We start from the raw sequence: 14,439 nt of genomic DNA, 5'->3' as shown, positions 1-14,439 counted from the left end.
GACTCGCGGACCTGACTGATTCCAACCTGAAGGGACGAATCGCGGAATTGAAGCGGACGAGGGATGCCACCCCGGCGGATTTCGAGCGAGCCGACGGAAGGCTGCAAGAGCGAAACGAAATCACCTCGGACGCGCTAAAGAAATCCTGGGGTGGAAACTGCGGCGCACGGCTTCGCAGTTTCAATTTGAAGTGGCTCCCCGGGCCGGATTCGAACCAGCGACCAACCGGTTAACAGCCGGTTGCTCTACCACTGAGCTACCGGGGAACAGGTGCTCACTTGCGAGGCCGGCGATATAGCAACCGTGTGCCGGCTTGTGAAGACATAAACCGCGATAATTGTGCGGGGCTTGTGAAAAGCCTGGGGGTATCTCCCCCAAGCCATTGTTTTAAAAGGCCTCAGGCCGAGAGCAATGTCGGCGCCTGGCCGGCGGCGTCCTTATGCTCGTCCTTGTGCTCGTTCTCGTGGGCGAACTGCATCTGGTAGAAGCTGTAATAGCGCCCGCGCTTGGCCATCAGCTCGTCGTGCCGTCCGCTTTCCACCACATGGCCGCCGTCGACCACGCAGATCTTGTCGGCGCGCACCACGGTCTGGAGCCGGTGGGCGATGACGATGGTGGTGCGCCGGCTCTGCAGCGCCACCAGCGCCTTCTGCACTTCCGCCTCGGATTCGCTGTCGAGCGCGGCGGTGGCCTCGTCCAGCAGCAGGATGGGCGCGTTCTTGAGGAAGGCGCGGGAAATCGCGATGCGCTGGCGCTGCCCGCCGGAGAGCTGGGCGCCGTGCTCGCCCACCTGGGTGTCGTAGCCGTGCTCGAAGCTCATGATGAAGTCATGGGCATGGGCCGCCTTGGCCGCCTCGATGATCTCGTCCTCGGTGGCGTCCGGACGACCGAAGCCGATGTTTTCCTTCACCGTGCCCGAGAACAGATAGACATCCTGGCTCACCAGGGCGGATGCGGCGCGCACTGAGGTCCGCTTGAACCGCGTCACGTCCTGCCCGTCGATGGTGACGGCGCCGGAGGTGGGCGTATAGAAGCGCTCGATCAGGCTGATGATGGTGCTCTTGCCGCCGCCGGACGTGCCCACCAGCGCCGTGGTCTGGCCCGGTTCGGCCGTCAGCGAGATGCCGCGCAGAACCGGCTCGCCGGGGCGGTAGGCGAACTCCACATCCTTGAAATCCACCCGGCCAGGGCCGACCGGAAGCAGCGGCATGTCCGCCGGCTCCTGTTCGGCGCCCGGCGTGTCGAGGATCTCGAACAGCATGTTCGTGCCAACCATCATGCCGGCCAGCTCCACATTGAAGCGGGCGAGGCGCTTGGCGGGCTCATAGGCTAGGAGGAGCGCGGTGAGCACCGAGAAGAATTCGCCGGGCGTCTTGTTCAGCACGACCACGTTGTAGCCGGCATAGAGAATCACGCCCGCGATGGCGAAGCCGCCGAGGGTTTCCATCAGCGGGCTCGACTTGGCCTGGGTCTTCATCAGATTGTTGGAGGCGCGCTCAACATCGTCCACATAGCTATAGACGCGGCCGCGCATGATGGTTTCCAGCGTATAGGCCTTCACCGTGCGCACGCCCTGGATGAACTCCATGGCGGTGGTGTTGAGCTTGATGCCGCTGGCAAACTCGCGCTTGAAGATGTTCTTGGCCTTCTTCACCAGCTTGCGCGTGCCCATGACCGCGATCGGCATCACCACCAGGGCGACGATGGCGAGGAACGGGTCCTGAAGGACCGCGACCGTCACCAGGGCGATCAGCGAGAGCATGTCGCGGCCGATGGAGGTGATGACGAGGTTCAGCGCGTCGCGGGCCGAGTTCGCGCCGATGGAAAAGCGCATGGTGATGTCGGCGGTGTGGCGCGCCGCATAATAGGTCACGTCCTGGTCCAGAAGGCGGTCGAAGATCCGCTTCTGGTTGTCGGCGACGATCCGGTTGCCGACCCGCGCCATGGTCACCGACTGGGCGTAGGCGGAAACGCCCTTGATGGTGGAGAGGAGCATCATCGCGATCGCCACCGCCCAGACCGCTTCAGCGGTGGGATGGACGAAAATCGAATCGACCGCCGATTTCATGAGATAGGCCATGGCGCCGGTGGAGGCGGCCATCAGCCCCATGAAGCTGAATGCTGTCGCATATCCTTTCCAGTGGCGGCGGCCGTCGGAGATGAACAGGCGATTGATGAGCCGCATGGTCTCATCTTTTTGCATGTAGGCGCCAAGGCGCTTCAGCGGCGAAATGCTCATCAAAATCTCCGGGCACGATCCGCGTGCCACGCCCATGCTTCGCCGCGTGAGCGGCGGTTCAGTTTCGTGCATCCGGGCGAGATGGGCATCGCACAAGGGGAAAGTGCCGCGCACGAAACTGGAGGCCACGCCCGGAATCGAACCGGGGTGCACGGATTTGCAGTCCGCTGCGTAACCACTCCGCCACGTGGCCTCGTAGCGGCGCTAACTAAAGCAGTCGGCCGCCTGGGGCAAGGGGGCCTGTGGGCCGCCGTCTCTCATCTGCTTTCGCGCGGTTCCGCGCGGCCCTGGCCCGGGGCACGCCGCAGGCCCTGCCAGCATCGGCGGGGCGCGACGGAAAAGCTCAGGCTTGGCGCTTGCGCAGATCCTGACCATGCGGCAAGCCACCCGGGCTCCATCTCGCATGAAGATGGACGCTTCGGGAGACCAAGCCCATGAATATGCGCAAACTCCTCACCGCCGGCGCGCTTGCGCTGCTGCCGACGCTCGCCCTTGCCGCCGATCCGATTCTCACCGTCGCCTTCGTGGTGAAGACGACGATCTCGGCCAAGGTGTCCGCCGTGGATACCAAGACCCGCGTCATCACGCTCGTGGGCCCGGAAGGGAACTGGATCGCGCTGAAGGCCGGCGACGAGATGCAGAACTTCCCGCAGATCAAGGTCGGCGACATCGTCACCGCGGGCATGGAGCAGGCGACCGAGATCCAGGTCGTGCATCCCAACGACGGCACGCCGATTCCCGTGGACATGAAGACGCTGGACGGCGCCCCCGCAGGCGCACGCCCGGGCGTGATCGTCACCGACCGCCGCGAAATCGCCGCCACCGTCACCGCTGTCGCCCTCGACACCCGCACCGTCACGGTCAAGGGCCCGGGCGGCAACGCGGTCGCGGTTCAGATTCCCGAAGGCAAGGACGAGTTCAAGAAGATCAAGGTCGGCGATCATGTGATCTTCCGCCAGATCACGATCGCCGGCATTGCCGATACGGCAGCCAAGTGACGCCCTGACAGGCCCGTGCGCGCACGCCGCGCGGTGCCGGAACGCGAGCCGCTGAGCTCGCGTTCCGGCGACTTGCAAAAGTGGCAGGTCTGTGGCTCTTGCAGGTCAGGGTTAAACCGTCACGGCAGCGGTCGGAGGGCCAGAGATGATCGATTTCGCCGAATTGCGTCGCGGCATGGTGGACGGCCAGGTTCGCGCCAATGATGTGACCGATCCGCGGATCGTCAGCGCGATGCTCGAGATCCCGCGTGAGCGCTTCGTGCCCTCGGATCTGAAGTCCCTCGCTTATATCGACGACGATTTGGTCATCCGCCCGGCCCGCGCCGGCTCGCCCGCGCGCTATCTGGTGGAGCCGATGGTTCTGGCCAAGCTGCTTCAGCTGGCCGATGTGCAGCCGGACGATCTGGTGCTCGATATCGCCGTCGGCACCGGATATTCGGCGGCCATCCTCGGACGGCTCGCGGGGCAGGTGGTCGCGCTCGACGACGATGCCGAGCTGATCGCCGAATCGACCGCGATCCTTGCCGATCTCTCGGTGGCGAACGTCGCCGCCTTCCAGGGCACGCTGACCGCCGGCTGGGCGCCCGAGGCGCCTTACGACGTGATCTTCATCAACGGGTCGGTCGATATCGTGCCAGAAGCTCTGTTCGCCCAGCTCAAGGAAGGTGGCCGGCTCGTCACCGTGGTGGGCCGTGGCGGCGCCGGCCGTGCTGCGGTGTTCACCAAGGTGAACGGCGCCATGAGCGAGCGGGTCGTATTCAACGCCGCCGTGCCGCTGCTGGCCGGCTTCGAAGCCCCGCCGCGCTTCACTTTCTGATCCACCTGTGGCGCTTCTGCCGCGGTGGTTCGGAAAAGCACCGACGGATCGAACCGATCGGTTCCCTCCGATCGGACAGGCAGTTAAGGTCAGCTTAAGTTCCGCGCGTCAGGCGCCGCACTCTTTGTCGTGCGGCCTCGCGTCGGTCGGGGAGATTTTCATGTCGCTTGCGACACATGTTCGCCGACGCATCCTTGTGCTGGCCGCCGCCACCGCCCTTGGCGCCACGGCTTGGTCTGCCACTGCGTCCGCCCAGACTCTCGAAGCCGCGCTGGCGGCCGCCTACATCAATAACCCGACCCTGAATTCGCAACGCGCTGGTACACGGGCCATCGACGAAAACGTTCCGCAGGCCCTGTCCGGCTATCGGCCGAACATCACGGCCGGGGTGAGCGCGGGCAGCGAATATGCCCGCTCCAAGGCGGCGGGTGTGAGCACCACGGGTTCCCTCGTGCCGCGCTCCGCCAACCTCACCGTGACGCAGACCATCTTCAACGGCTTTCTCACCGCGAACACGACCCGCAACGCCGAATCGCAGGTGAAGGGCCAGCGCGAGCTGCTGCGCAACACCGAGCAGAGCGTGCTGCTGAACGGCGTGACCGCGTTCATGGACGTGATCCAGGGCATCGCGCTCCTGGAATTGCAGCAGCAGAATCTCGCCGCCCTCAACCAGGAATTGCGCGCGACCCGAGACCGCTTCAACGTGGGTGAAGTGACCCGCACCGACGTGGCGCAGGCCGAGGCGCGCGTCGCCAGCGCGCAATATCAGGTGGCGCAGGCGATCGCGAACCTCTCCTCCTATCGCGCGGTCTATCATCAGGTGATCGGCGTGGAGCCGGGCAAGCTGGTGCCGCCCTCCACCGCCGTGGAACGCCGCCTGCCGCCCAGGCTCGACGGTGTGATCGGCGCGGGGCTTGCGCAGAACCCCGCGATCCTCGCCTCGCAGTTCGCTGTGGATGCCGCGAACTTCAAAGTCCGCATGGCGGAAGGCGGCCTCGCGCCGAACCTGAACGTGCAGGGCCAGGTGCTGCAATCCTACGACCAGAGCCAGGCCGTGGATTCGAACTTCGGCGCGGCGGTGACGCTCAACCTGTCGGTGCCGATCTACCAGGGCGGCGCGGAATATTCCGCCATCCGCCAGGCGAAGGAATATCTCTCCCAGGCCCGCATCGAGGTGGATGTGAACCGCGACGCGGTCCGCACCCAGGGCGTGCAATATTGGGGCGCGCTCGAAGCCGCCAAGGCGCAGATCGAGGCGGCGCAATCCCAGGTGGCCGCCAATACGCTCGCCCTGGAAGGCGTGCGCGAGGAATGGCGCGTCGGCCAGCGCACCACCACCGACGTTTTGAACGCCCAGACCGACCTCACCAATTCCAAGTCGGCGCTGGTGATCGCCCAGCGCGACCGGGTCGTGGCGGCCTATTCCCTGGTCTCGGTGGTCGGCAAGCTGGATGCCTTGTCGCTGGGCCTGAAGGTTCCGGTCTACGACCCGAAGGTGCACTACCAGCAGGTGCGGGACAGCTGGTTCGGCTTGCGTACCCCCGACGGAAAGTGAGCCGGATGCGTCAGCGGGCTTGATCGCCGGGGCGCGTCGTGATGCCATGTTGAAAAATAGGTGCGATTCTGGCGTCCCTGATCAATCGTAGCGTTGCGCGCGGTTTGAAGGACGTCTTCGGCCGAGGTCGAGACATGTCCGCAAACCCGAAGCCGCAAGAACCCTCCATGGACGAGATCCTGGCCTCCATTCGCCGGATCATCTCGGACGACGATGCGCCCGCCCGCCGCGACACCGCGACGCCTGCAAAGGACATTCCGCCCCGTCGCGGGCTGGGGGACGACACGCGCTTCGCGCCTTCACCCCGTCCCGAACCGCCGCGTCGCGGGGAAGCGTTCCGCCCCGAGCCCGCGCGGGCGGATGGGGGACGGCAAGAAGCTCTGCGCCAAGAGCCTCCGCGGCAGGAGGCAGGCCGGCAAGATCCTGCCCGTCCAGCGCCCACCCGGCAGGAGGCCTTGCGGCCCGACGCCTCAGGACAGGACATGCCCCGCCCCAGCGTCTATGACTCGGACGATGCCCGGCCAATACCGGCCCGGCCCCAGCCGCCGCGGGACACCGCCCGCGAGAGCGCGGCGCGCCATCCCCTGGAGGCCGATCCGTTCGCCGATGCGTTCTCGGCCAGCCTGGATCGCTATGACGATCCGGCCGATGGATGGGAAGGGGTCAGCCCGGCGGCCGCCACACCGTATCGCGAGGATGAGGACATGGCCGATTATCCCGCTTCAGGCGGCGCCCCGCTTCGCGCGCCCCACACCCAGCCCGCGCAGCCCTCAGCGCCTCGTGGCGACGGCGCCGCCCGCCCGGCCGCGCCGCGCGCGTCGGAATCGTCCACCCGCCCGTTCGGCGATGCCCCACGCCGCAAGGATCTTCTCTCGCCCGCCGTGGATGCGGCGGTGGCTGCCGCCTTCGAATCGCTCGGCGACATGGTGCTGCCCACCCATGAGCGCACGGTGGAGGATCTGGTGAAGGAGATCCTGCGGCCGATGCTCAAGGAATGGCTGGACGCCAATCTTCCGGACATCGTCGAGCGCCTTGTTCGCGCGGAAATCGAGCGGGTGTCGCGCACCGCGCGCTGACCCTCACGCGCACCCGGAAATTGCCCCTTGTGCGGCGGCCCCGTTGACGGCGGGGCCGCCGTACGGCTTTAAGGCGCACGTCTCAAGATCACGATGCCGGGCGCGACGCGCCCGTGGAGCTTTGCGCATGCTGGAAAAAGTGTTCGATCCCGCCGCCGTGGAAGCACGCATCTCCGCCGCCTGGGAAGAAGCGCAGGCGTTCCGGTGCGGGCGGCCCGAGCGCAAGGACGCGCCCGGCTTTTCCATCGTCATTCCCCCGCCGAACGTCACCGGCTCGCTGCACATGGGCCATGCGCTCAACAACACGCTGCAGGACGTGCTGGCGCGCTACGAGCGCATGCGCGGCAAGGATGTGCTCTGGCAACCGGGCACCGACCATGCCGGCATCGCCACCCAGATGGTGGTGGAGCGCCAGCTGGCCCAGCGCCAGGAGCCGGGCCGCCGCGAGATGGGCCGCGCCGCCTTCATCGAGCGCGTGTGGGCCTGGAAGGAAGAATCCGGCGGCACCATCGTCAACCAGCTGAAGCGCCTCGGCGCCTCCTGCGACTGGTCGCGCGAGCGCTTCACCATGGACGAGGGGCTCTCCCGCGCCGTGCTGAAGGTGTTCGTGGAGCTGCACCGCGCGGGTCTCATCTATAAGGACAAGCGCCTCGTCAATTGGGACCCCAAGCTGGTCACCGCGATTTCGGACCTCGAGGTCCAGCCGGTCGAGACCAAGGGCAATCTCTGGCACCTGCGCTATCCGGTGGAGGGCGAGGACGACCGCTTCATCGTGGTCGCCACCACGCGGCCGGAAACCATGCTGGGCGACACGGCGGTGGCGGTGCATCCCGAGGACGAGCGCTATGCCGACCTCGTCGGCAAGTTCGTCATCCTGCCGCTGGTCGGCCGGCGCATTCCCATCGTGGCGGACGAATATTCCGATCCCGAGAAGGGCTCGGGCGCGGTGAAGATCACCCCGGCGCACGATTTCAACGATTTCGAGGTGGGGCGCCGGCATCACCTGCCGATGATCAATATCCTGGACGCCGAGGCCCGCATCGACCCGTCGGATATCCGGGACGATTATGCCGCCCGGCGCGATGCCTATGTGGACGATCCCGATTTCGGCGGCGTGCTCACACTGCTCAGCGGCACCGACCGCTTCGTTGCGCGCAAGCAGATCGTGGAGCTGCTCACCAATCTGGAGCTGCTGGAAAAGATCGAGCCGCATCCGCACGTGGTGCCGCACGGCGACCGCTCAGGCGTCGTGATCGAGCCCTGGCTCACCGACCAATGGTATGTGGACGCCAAGACGCTGGCCCAGCCGGCGCTCGCCGCCGTGCGTGAGGGGCGCACCGGCTTCGTGCCCAAGAATTGGGAAAAGACCTATTTCGAATGGCTGGAGAACATCCAGCCCTGGTGCGTCTCGCGCCAGCTCTGGTGGGGTCACCAGATTCCGGCCTGGTACGACCCGTTCGGCAATGTGTTCGTCGAGCTGGACGAAGACCAGGCGTTCGAGGCCGCGCTGGCCCACAATGTCGGCGCGGAAAACCTCACCGGCGAGGAAGCGCAGGCGCTGATCGACGATGCGGAGAAGCGCGCCGCCTTCCTCACCCGCGACGAGGACGTGCTCGACACCTGGTTCTCCTCCGCGCTCTGGCCCTTCTCCACCATGGGCTGGCCAGACGAGACGCCGGAGCTCGCCAAATTCTACCCGACCTCGGTCCTGGTGACGGGCTTCGACATTATCTTCTTCTGGGTCGCCCGGATGATGATGATGGGCCTGCACTTCATGCCCGACGTGCCGTTCAAGGACATCTACATCCACGCCCTCGTCCGTGACGAGAAGGGGGCGAAGATGTCGAAGTCCAAGGGCAACGTCATCGACCCGCTGGACCTCATCGACCAGTATGGCGCTGACGCCCTGCGCTTCACGCTCGCCGCCATGGCCGCCCAGGGGCGCGACATCAAGCTCGCCACCTCGCGCGTGGAGGGCTACCGCAATTTCGCGACCAAGCTCTGGAATGCGGTGCGCTTCGCCCAGATGAACGGCTGCGAGCGGGTGGAAGGGTTCGATCCCGCGAAGGTGGACGGCACGCTCAACCGCTGGATTATCGGCGAGGCCGCCCGCGCCACGGCCGAGCTTGAGGCGGCGCTTGCCGCCTATCGCTTCAACGATGCTGCCGGCGCGGTCTATCGCTTCATCTGGAACGTGTTCTGTGACTGGCACCTGGAGCTGGCGAAGCCCGTGCTCTCCGGCCCCGACGGGGCGGGCAAGAGCGAGACGCGGGCGACCACGGCCTTCGTGCTCGACGTGGCGCTGAAGCTGCTGCATCCCTTCATGCCGTTCCTGACCGAGGAGTTGTGGGCGCGCACGGGCGAGCAGGGACCGGCGCGCGATGGGCTGCTCGCCCTTGCCCCCTGGCCCGACCTCTCCGGCCTGGAGGCGCCCGATGCGGAGGCCGAAGTGGGCTGGGCGGTGGACCTCATCACCGAAGTGCGCTCCGTGCGTGCCGAGATGAACGTGCCGGCCGGCGCGCAAGTGCCTCTGGTGCTGGTGGACGCCTCCGCAGCCACTGAAATGCGCGCCAAGGTGTGGGACGACGCCATCCGCCGGCTTGCGCGGCTCTCGGACATCACGTTCGCCGCCGCCATGCCGGGCGAGTCCGTTCAGATGGTGGTGCGTGGGGAGGTGGCCGCCTTGCCGCTCGCCGGCATCGTCGATCTCGCGGAGGAACTGACCCGCCTGCGCAAGGAAGAAGGCAAGCTCGACCAGGAAGTGGCGCGGATCGACGGCAAGCTCTCCAATGCTTCCTTCGTCGCCCGGGCGCCCGAGGAGGTGGTCGAGGCCGAGCGCGAGAAGCGCGAGGAATATCTCGCGCGCAAGGAGAAGGTTCTCTCCGCCATCGCGCAATTGTCGCGCACCGCGTGACACGATTTCGGCCCGGTTCCTCCGGGCCGAAAACTGTGACAGGCGCGCAACACCCAGAAGCATTCCAGCCACGAACCCGGCGCGAGGTGCCGCGCGCCGCGAAGCCGCCACAAAACCGCGTGTAATCGAGGGCCTGCACGTGGCGGGTTCAGTTGCTCGGAAAGTCTTTCCGGCCGCCACGTCGAGGGTGATCCCGGATGACAGGGCATAAGGCCGGTTGTGGTCTCTTGATTGCGGCAGAAGCACAGGGACGCCCAGGAGAATCCTCGGCTTGGCCTTGGCGCGGCCCCGATCTTGCCCCCACGGCATGGCATCTTTCCTCGATCATGGTTAGCAAGAACCATCTCCAGTTGAAGCGTCGCGCGCCCCGTGGGGGGCGTGTCTTCTGCGCGCCCCGGCCGGCGAAGCGTCCCTATCGCGAGACGTTCGCGGCGGCGCTGCTGTTGTGCGGCGTGCTGGCGAGCCCGGCGCTCGCGTTCGACGGCAATGCCCAGTCCGATCATACGGTGCCGGAACAATTGACGCCGCCGGCCGATGTGCCCGTGACCCCCGGCGTGCGCCCGGTGGACGAGGCGTTCCGCTCCGGCGCGCAGGCGCTGCGGCTCGGCCAGACGGCCAAGGGCGTGGACGCCCTGCGCTATGCCGCCGATCAGGGGCACCCGGCCGCCCAATGGAAGCTGGGCCGCATGTATGCCGACGGCGACGGCGTGAAGCGCGACGACATCAAGGCGTTCGAATATTTCAGCCGGGTCGCGAACAGCCACGCCGAGGACTATCCCGGCACCGCCCAAGCGCGGTTTGTCGCGAGCGCGTTCGTGGCGCTCGGCAGCTATTATCTCCAGGGCATTCCCAATTCCTCGGTGCGGCGGGACGCGGCCCGCGCCCGCGACATGTATTCCTATGCCGCATCCTATTTCGGGGATTCGGAAGCCCAGTACCGGCTCGGCAAGATGTATCTGGACGGCGTCGGCACCCCGCGCGATCCGCGCCAGGCGGCGCGGTGGCTCATCCTGTCGTCCCAGAAGGGGCAGTATGAGGCCCAGGCGCTGCTCGGCAACATGCTGTTCCGGGGCGACGACGGCATCAGCCGGCAGGGCGCCCGTGGGCTGATGTGGCTGACCCTCGCCCGCGACGGGGCCGCCGCCCCGCAGGACAAATGGGTGGTGGACCTCTATGAGGACGCCTTCGCCGAGGCCACCCCCGAGGAGCGCGAACAGGCGCTGCAATATCTCGAGCAATGGCTGAAGACCGCGCAGCGCTGACGGCGGCGGTTCGAGGAGCGGGCAGGGCGGTTTTGCCTCGGTCCGGCTCCCGCCCCGCGCCAGGCGTCGCTACGCCGCGATTTTGAGATCCACCCACACCGGCACGTGATCGGACGGCTTTTCCCAGGCCCGCACATGCTTGTCGATGCCGGCCGCGAGCAACGTATCCGCCGCCTGGGGTGACAGCAGCAGATGGTCGATCCGGATGCCGAGGTCGCGCTGGAAGGCGCCGGCCTGATAATCCCAGAAGCTGTAGAGCTTGGCGCTGTCCGAGGTGGCACGCACCGCATCCACCAGGCCGAGATGGGTGAGGGTGCGGAAAGCCTCCCGCGTCTGCGGCAGGAACAGGGCGTCATTGACCCAGGCGGCGGGGTCCGCCGCATCGGCCTCGGCTGGGATCACATTGAAATCCCCGCATAGCAGGAGCGGCTCCTCCAGGGCGAGCCGGTCGGCGGCGAACGCGTGCAGGCGCTCCATGAAATTGAGCTTGTAGGGATATTTCTCCGTGCCGACCGGATTGCCGTTGGGCAGATAGATGCAGCACACGCGCACCGCGCCACCCTTGGTGGAGATGACGGCCTCGATGAAGCGGGCCTGCACATCCTCGTCATTGCCCGCGAGCCCGTGGGTCACATCCTCGAGCGGCAGCTTGGAGAGCATGGCCACGCCATTGAAGGTCTTCTGCCCGTGCACGGACACATTATAGCCGAGCGCCTCGAACGGCTCGCGCGGGAAGGCTTCGGTCTGGCACTTGATTTCCTGCAGGCACACGACATCCGGCTGCGCCTCGCTGAGCCAGCGCACGGCATGGTCTAGACGCTGGCGGATGGAATTGACGTTCCAGGTGGCGATACGCATCGGTCACACTCCCGAGAGAATGGGCAGGATAGTGCAGAGCTGCCGTCGCGCAAACCTGGATTGAGACTTGCCTGACGGGCGAAAGGATGTCATTTCGGACCCCTTCTCGTGACCCTGCCGGCCCCGATCGTATGACCTTCGCATCCATTCAGTTTCTATTCTATTTTCTTCCGCTCTTCCTGCTGCTGTATTTTTCGGCGAAGCAGATCAAGACGAAGAATTTTATTTTCGTTGTCTTCTCGCTCATTTTCTATTCGGTCGGATACACGCCGCACCTTTTGATTCTGCTGTTTTCGATTGCGGTGAATTATTATGTCGCCTTGGCAGTCGATCGAAATGAAGGCCAGCGCCGCAAGCGGTTTCTCATTCTCGGCGTGATTTTCAACGTCCTGATGCTGGGATTTTTCAAATATACCGGCTTCCTGATCGAGAATCTTGACTTCTTATTGCACCCGCTTGGCATCTATATCGTCAATCCCAACATTTCCCTGCCGCTTGGAATCTCGTTCTATTCGTTCCATGCGATTTCCTACATCGCGGACATCTACAAGGGCCGGGTGCGCGCCAATCGCAATCCCTGGGAATTCATTCTCTACATGACCATGTTCCCGCAATTGGTCGCGGGCCCGATCGTGCGCTATTCGTTGGTCGCCCATCAATTGTCGGACCGGCGCACCACCTGGGGCCGCTTCTCCGCCGGTGCGCGGCTGTTCGCGCTCGGCCTTGCCTGGAAGGTGCTGATCGCCGACGAGGTGGCGCGCATGGTGGATGCCGTGTTCGACGGCACCTCCAACCCGACGTTCCTGGAGGCCTGGACCGGGGTCTATTCCTACGCGATCCAGATCTATTTCGACTTCGGCGGCTATTCCGCCATGGCGGTTGGCCTGGGCGTGATGGTGGGCTTCACGCTGCCGCGCAACTTCCGCATTCCCTACGCCTCGCTCAGCATCACCGATTTCTGGCGCCGCTGGCACATGAGCCTGTCGTCGTGGCTGCGGGATTATGTCTACATCACGCTCGGCGGCAATCGGCGCGGCGTGGTGCGCACCTATGCCAATCTGTGGGCGGTGTTCCTGCTGTGCGGCCTGTGGCACGGCGCGAGCTGGAATTTCGTGATATGGGGCGCCCATCACGGCGCCTTCCTGGTGATCGAGCGCGCCGGGCTCGGCAAGCTGCTCAAGCGCATGCCGGCGGCATTTGCCCATATTTATACGCTGCTCGCGGTGTTCCTCGGCTGGGTCTGGTTCCGCGCCGAGACCTTCGAGGGCGCCATCGCCATGTTCCAGGGGCTGTTCGGCTTCAACGGCCTTGGCGGATACAGCGTGGCGTTCGGCTTCGGCTTGTATCCGCTGTCCATCGCCGCTCTGGTGGTCGGCGGCCTGATCGGCCTGTGGAAGTGGCCGCGCATCCGCTGGTCGCCGGCCATGAAGCCCCTGCTCGCGGTCGGCGATTACGTGATGATCGCCCTGCTGATGCTGTTCAGCGTGGTGTGGATCGGTGGCGGAATGGGCACGCCCTTCCTCTATTATCGGTTCTGAGGCATGGCGCTGCTGGTCTCCTATCGCCGCTACATGGGCGCCCTGGTGATGGGCATCCTGACGCTGCTGCTGCTCACCAATCTCGTGCCCGACCCGCTGGGCTTCCACACCTGGCGCGGACTGCCGCGCGAAGGCGCCGGCTTCTTTGAGCGCTTCCATGGCAATCTGCGCAGCTTCGGCTTCTATCTTCAGGATAATTTCGGCTTCCGCGCCTCCATGCCGGTGGTTCGGCGCACCCTGCGGAATCTCGTCTGGTCGCCGGACACGACGATCCTCTACATCGGCCCCAACGGACAGATGTTCTGGTCCGGTGAGCGGGCGCCGGAGCAGACGGCGGGGCAATTGTACCGCGTGCATGCGGTGGAGCGCTTCGTCGCCCTCATGAAGGCGATGCAGGACCGCCTGCCGCACACCAAGATCGTGGTCGCCATTCCGCCCAATGCCCAGACCGTGGACGTGAACGATCTGCCCACCTGGTACAAATATGTGCGTCCGCGCCCGACCGAATATTCGCTCATGCTGGCGGATCTTCAGAAGGACGGCATCACCGCCGTGGACCTGCGCGCGGTGCTGAAAGCCGCGCCGGGCGTGCGCCATTATCTGCCCAACGATACCCATTGGACCCATATGAGCGCGGCGATCGCGTTCAATGCCACGATGGTCGCCGCCGGCCATCCCGACTGGCAGGTGGATCTGAGCAAGGCCGTGGGGCCGATGGAGCCGATCCCGCAGGGCGATCTTGCGCGCCTGCTGCGGATCAAGACCCCCCTGGCCGATGAGAACCAGCGCCTCAATTTCGATCCGGCCTGGGTCAAGCGACCCCATCCGGCGCTGCGCCTGAAGACGGAATCGCGCCAGTTCACGCCTTATGCCATCCGTTTTCGCGAGAGCGGGCCGCGCGTGCTGGTGGTGGGCGATTCCTATACCGCCACCCAATGGCCCGGCCTGTTCGGCTTCACCCCGGTGGCCGAGGTGGGGTGGATGCACTTCAGCCGGTTCTCCTCGGGGGCGTGCGATTTCGATTTCGCCGATATCCGGGATTTCAATCCCGACGTGCTGATCATCGCGCGCACCGAGCGGCTGTTTCCGTGCCTCAAGAACAAATGGCCGGACAATCTGCCGCCGCCGCCAGATTGAGGCTGTTTACACAGCGGGAAACACTGTTTGCATTCGGAAACCAGA

At 65.5% G+C, this 14,439-nt stretch carries 10 protein-coding genes and 2 tRNA genes; 8 read left to right on the top strand and 4 right to left on the bottom strand.

The window, feature by feature from the left end:
* Nucleotides 1–191: 191 nt before the first annotated feature.
* From V5F78_RS09210 to V5F78_RS09200, 3 genes are all read right to left on the bottom strand, one after another.
* Nucleotides 192–266: transfer RNA gene (locus V5F78_RS09210), tRNA-Asn, on the bottom strand.
* A 131-nt stretch (nt 267–397) separates the two neighbouring features.
* Complete coding sequence (locus V5F78_RS09205; RefSeq protein WP_394071752.1) at nt 398–2,239, bottom strand: ABC transporter ATP-binding protein; 1,842 nt, start codon at nt 2,237–2,239, stop codon at nt 398–400.
* A gap of 119 nt (nt 2,240–2,358) precedes the next feature.
* Nucleotides 2,359–2,432 (bottom strand) — tRNA-Cys (locus V5F78_RS09200).
* Between the two features lie 241 nt (nt 2,433–2,673).
* Between V5F78_RS09200 and V5F78_RS09195 the strand changes: the two genes are divergently transcribed.
* The 6 genes from V5F78_RS09195 to V5F78_RS09170 all read left to right on the top strand — a co-directional run bounded on the left by V5F78_RS09195 (nt 2,674) and on the right by V5F78_RS09170 (nt 10,861).
* Nucleotides 2,674–3,237 carry a hypothetical protein gene (locus tag V5F78_RS09195; RefSeq protein WP_394071753.1) on the top strand — a complete coding sequence of 188 codons (564 nt, stop codon included), beginning with the start codon at nt 2,674–2,676 and terminating at the stop codon, nt 3,235–3,237.
* Nucleotides 3,238–3,382: 145 nt separating this feature from the next.
* Nucleotides 3,383–4,054: a protein-L-isoaspartate O-methyltransferase family protein gene (locus V5F78_RS09190; protein ID WP_394071754.1), complete on the top strand. Its 672-nt coding sequence runs from the start codon at nt 3,383–3,385 to the stop codon at nt 4,052–4,054.
* 160 nt (nt 4,055–4,214) lie between these two features.
* Nucleotides 4,215–5,609, top strand: coding sequence for a TolC family outer membrane protein (locus V5F78_RS09185; RefSeq protein WP_394071755.1), 1,395 nt, complete (start codon nt 4,215–4,217; stop codon nt 5,607–5,609).
* Nucleotides 5,610–6,091: 482 nt separating this feature from the next.
* Nucleotides 6,092–6,685: a DUF2497 domain-containing protein gene (locus V5F78_RS09180; protein WP_394071756.1), complete on the top strand. Its 594-nt coding sequence runs from the start codon at nt 6,092–6,094 to the stop codon at nt 6,683–6,685.
* A 127-nt stretch (nt 6,686–6,812) separates the two neighbouring features.
* A complete protein-coding gene (locus V5F78_RS09175; protein WP_394071757.1) occupies nt 6,813–9,599 on the top strand; it encodes a valine--tRNA ligase in 2,787 nt (928 codons plus the stop codon).
* Between the two features lie 326 nt (nt 9,600–9,925).
* Nucleotides 9,926–10,861, top strand: a complete 936-nt coding sequence (locus V5F78_RS09170; protein WP_394071758.1) for a tetratricopeptide repeat protein — start codon at nt 9,926–9,928, stop codon at nt 10,859–10,861.
* A gap of 69 nt (nt 10,862–10,930) precedes the next feature.
* Here the strand turns inward: V5F78_RS09170 and xth are convergent, their stop codons facing one another.
* Entirely contained in the window at nt 10,931–11,719 is a 789-nt protein-coding gene (xth, locus tag V5F78_RS09165; protein ID WP_394071759.1) for an exodeoxyribonuclease III, read from the bottom strand.
* A 131-nt stretch (nt 11,720–11,850) separates the two neighbouring features.
* Here xth and V5F78_RS09160 point away from each other — a divergent pair, with 131 nt between their 5' ends.
* Nucleotides 11,851–13,257: an MBOAT family O-acyltransferase gene (locus V5F78_RS09160; protein ID WP_394071760.1), complete on the top strand. Its 1,407-nt coding sequence runs from the start codon at nt 11,851–11,853 to the stop codon at nt 13,255–13,257.
* A gap of 3 nt (nt 13,258–13,260) precedes the next feature.
* Nucleotides 13,261–14,394: an alginate O-acetyltransferase AlgX-related protein gene (locus tag V5F78_RS09155; protein WP_394071761.1), complete on the top strand. Its 1,134-nt coding sequence runs from the start codon at nt 13,261–13,263 to the stop codon at nt 14,392–14,394.
* Nucleotides 14,395–14,439 lie beyond the last annotated feature (45 nt).

The organism is Roseixanthobacter glucoisosaccharinicivorans (genome assembly GCF_043195095.2).
Classification (GTDB): Bacteria; Pseudomonadota; Alphaproteobacteria; order Rhizobiales; family Xanthobacteraceae; genus NCEH01.
The sequence above is the reverse complement of the archived record's forward strand: the minus strand, read 5'-3'. Positions and strand labels throughout refer to the sequence as shown.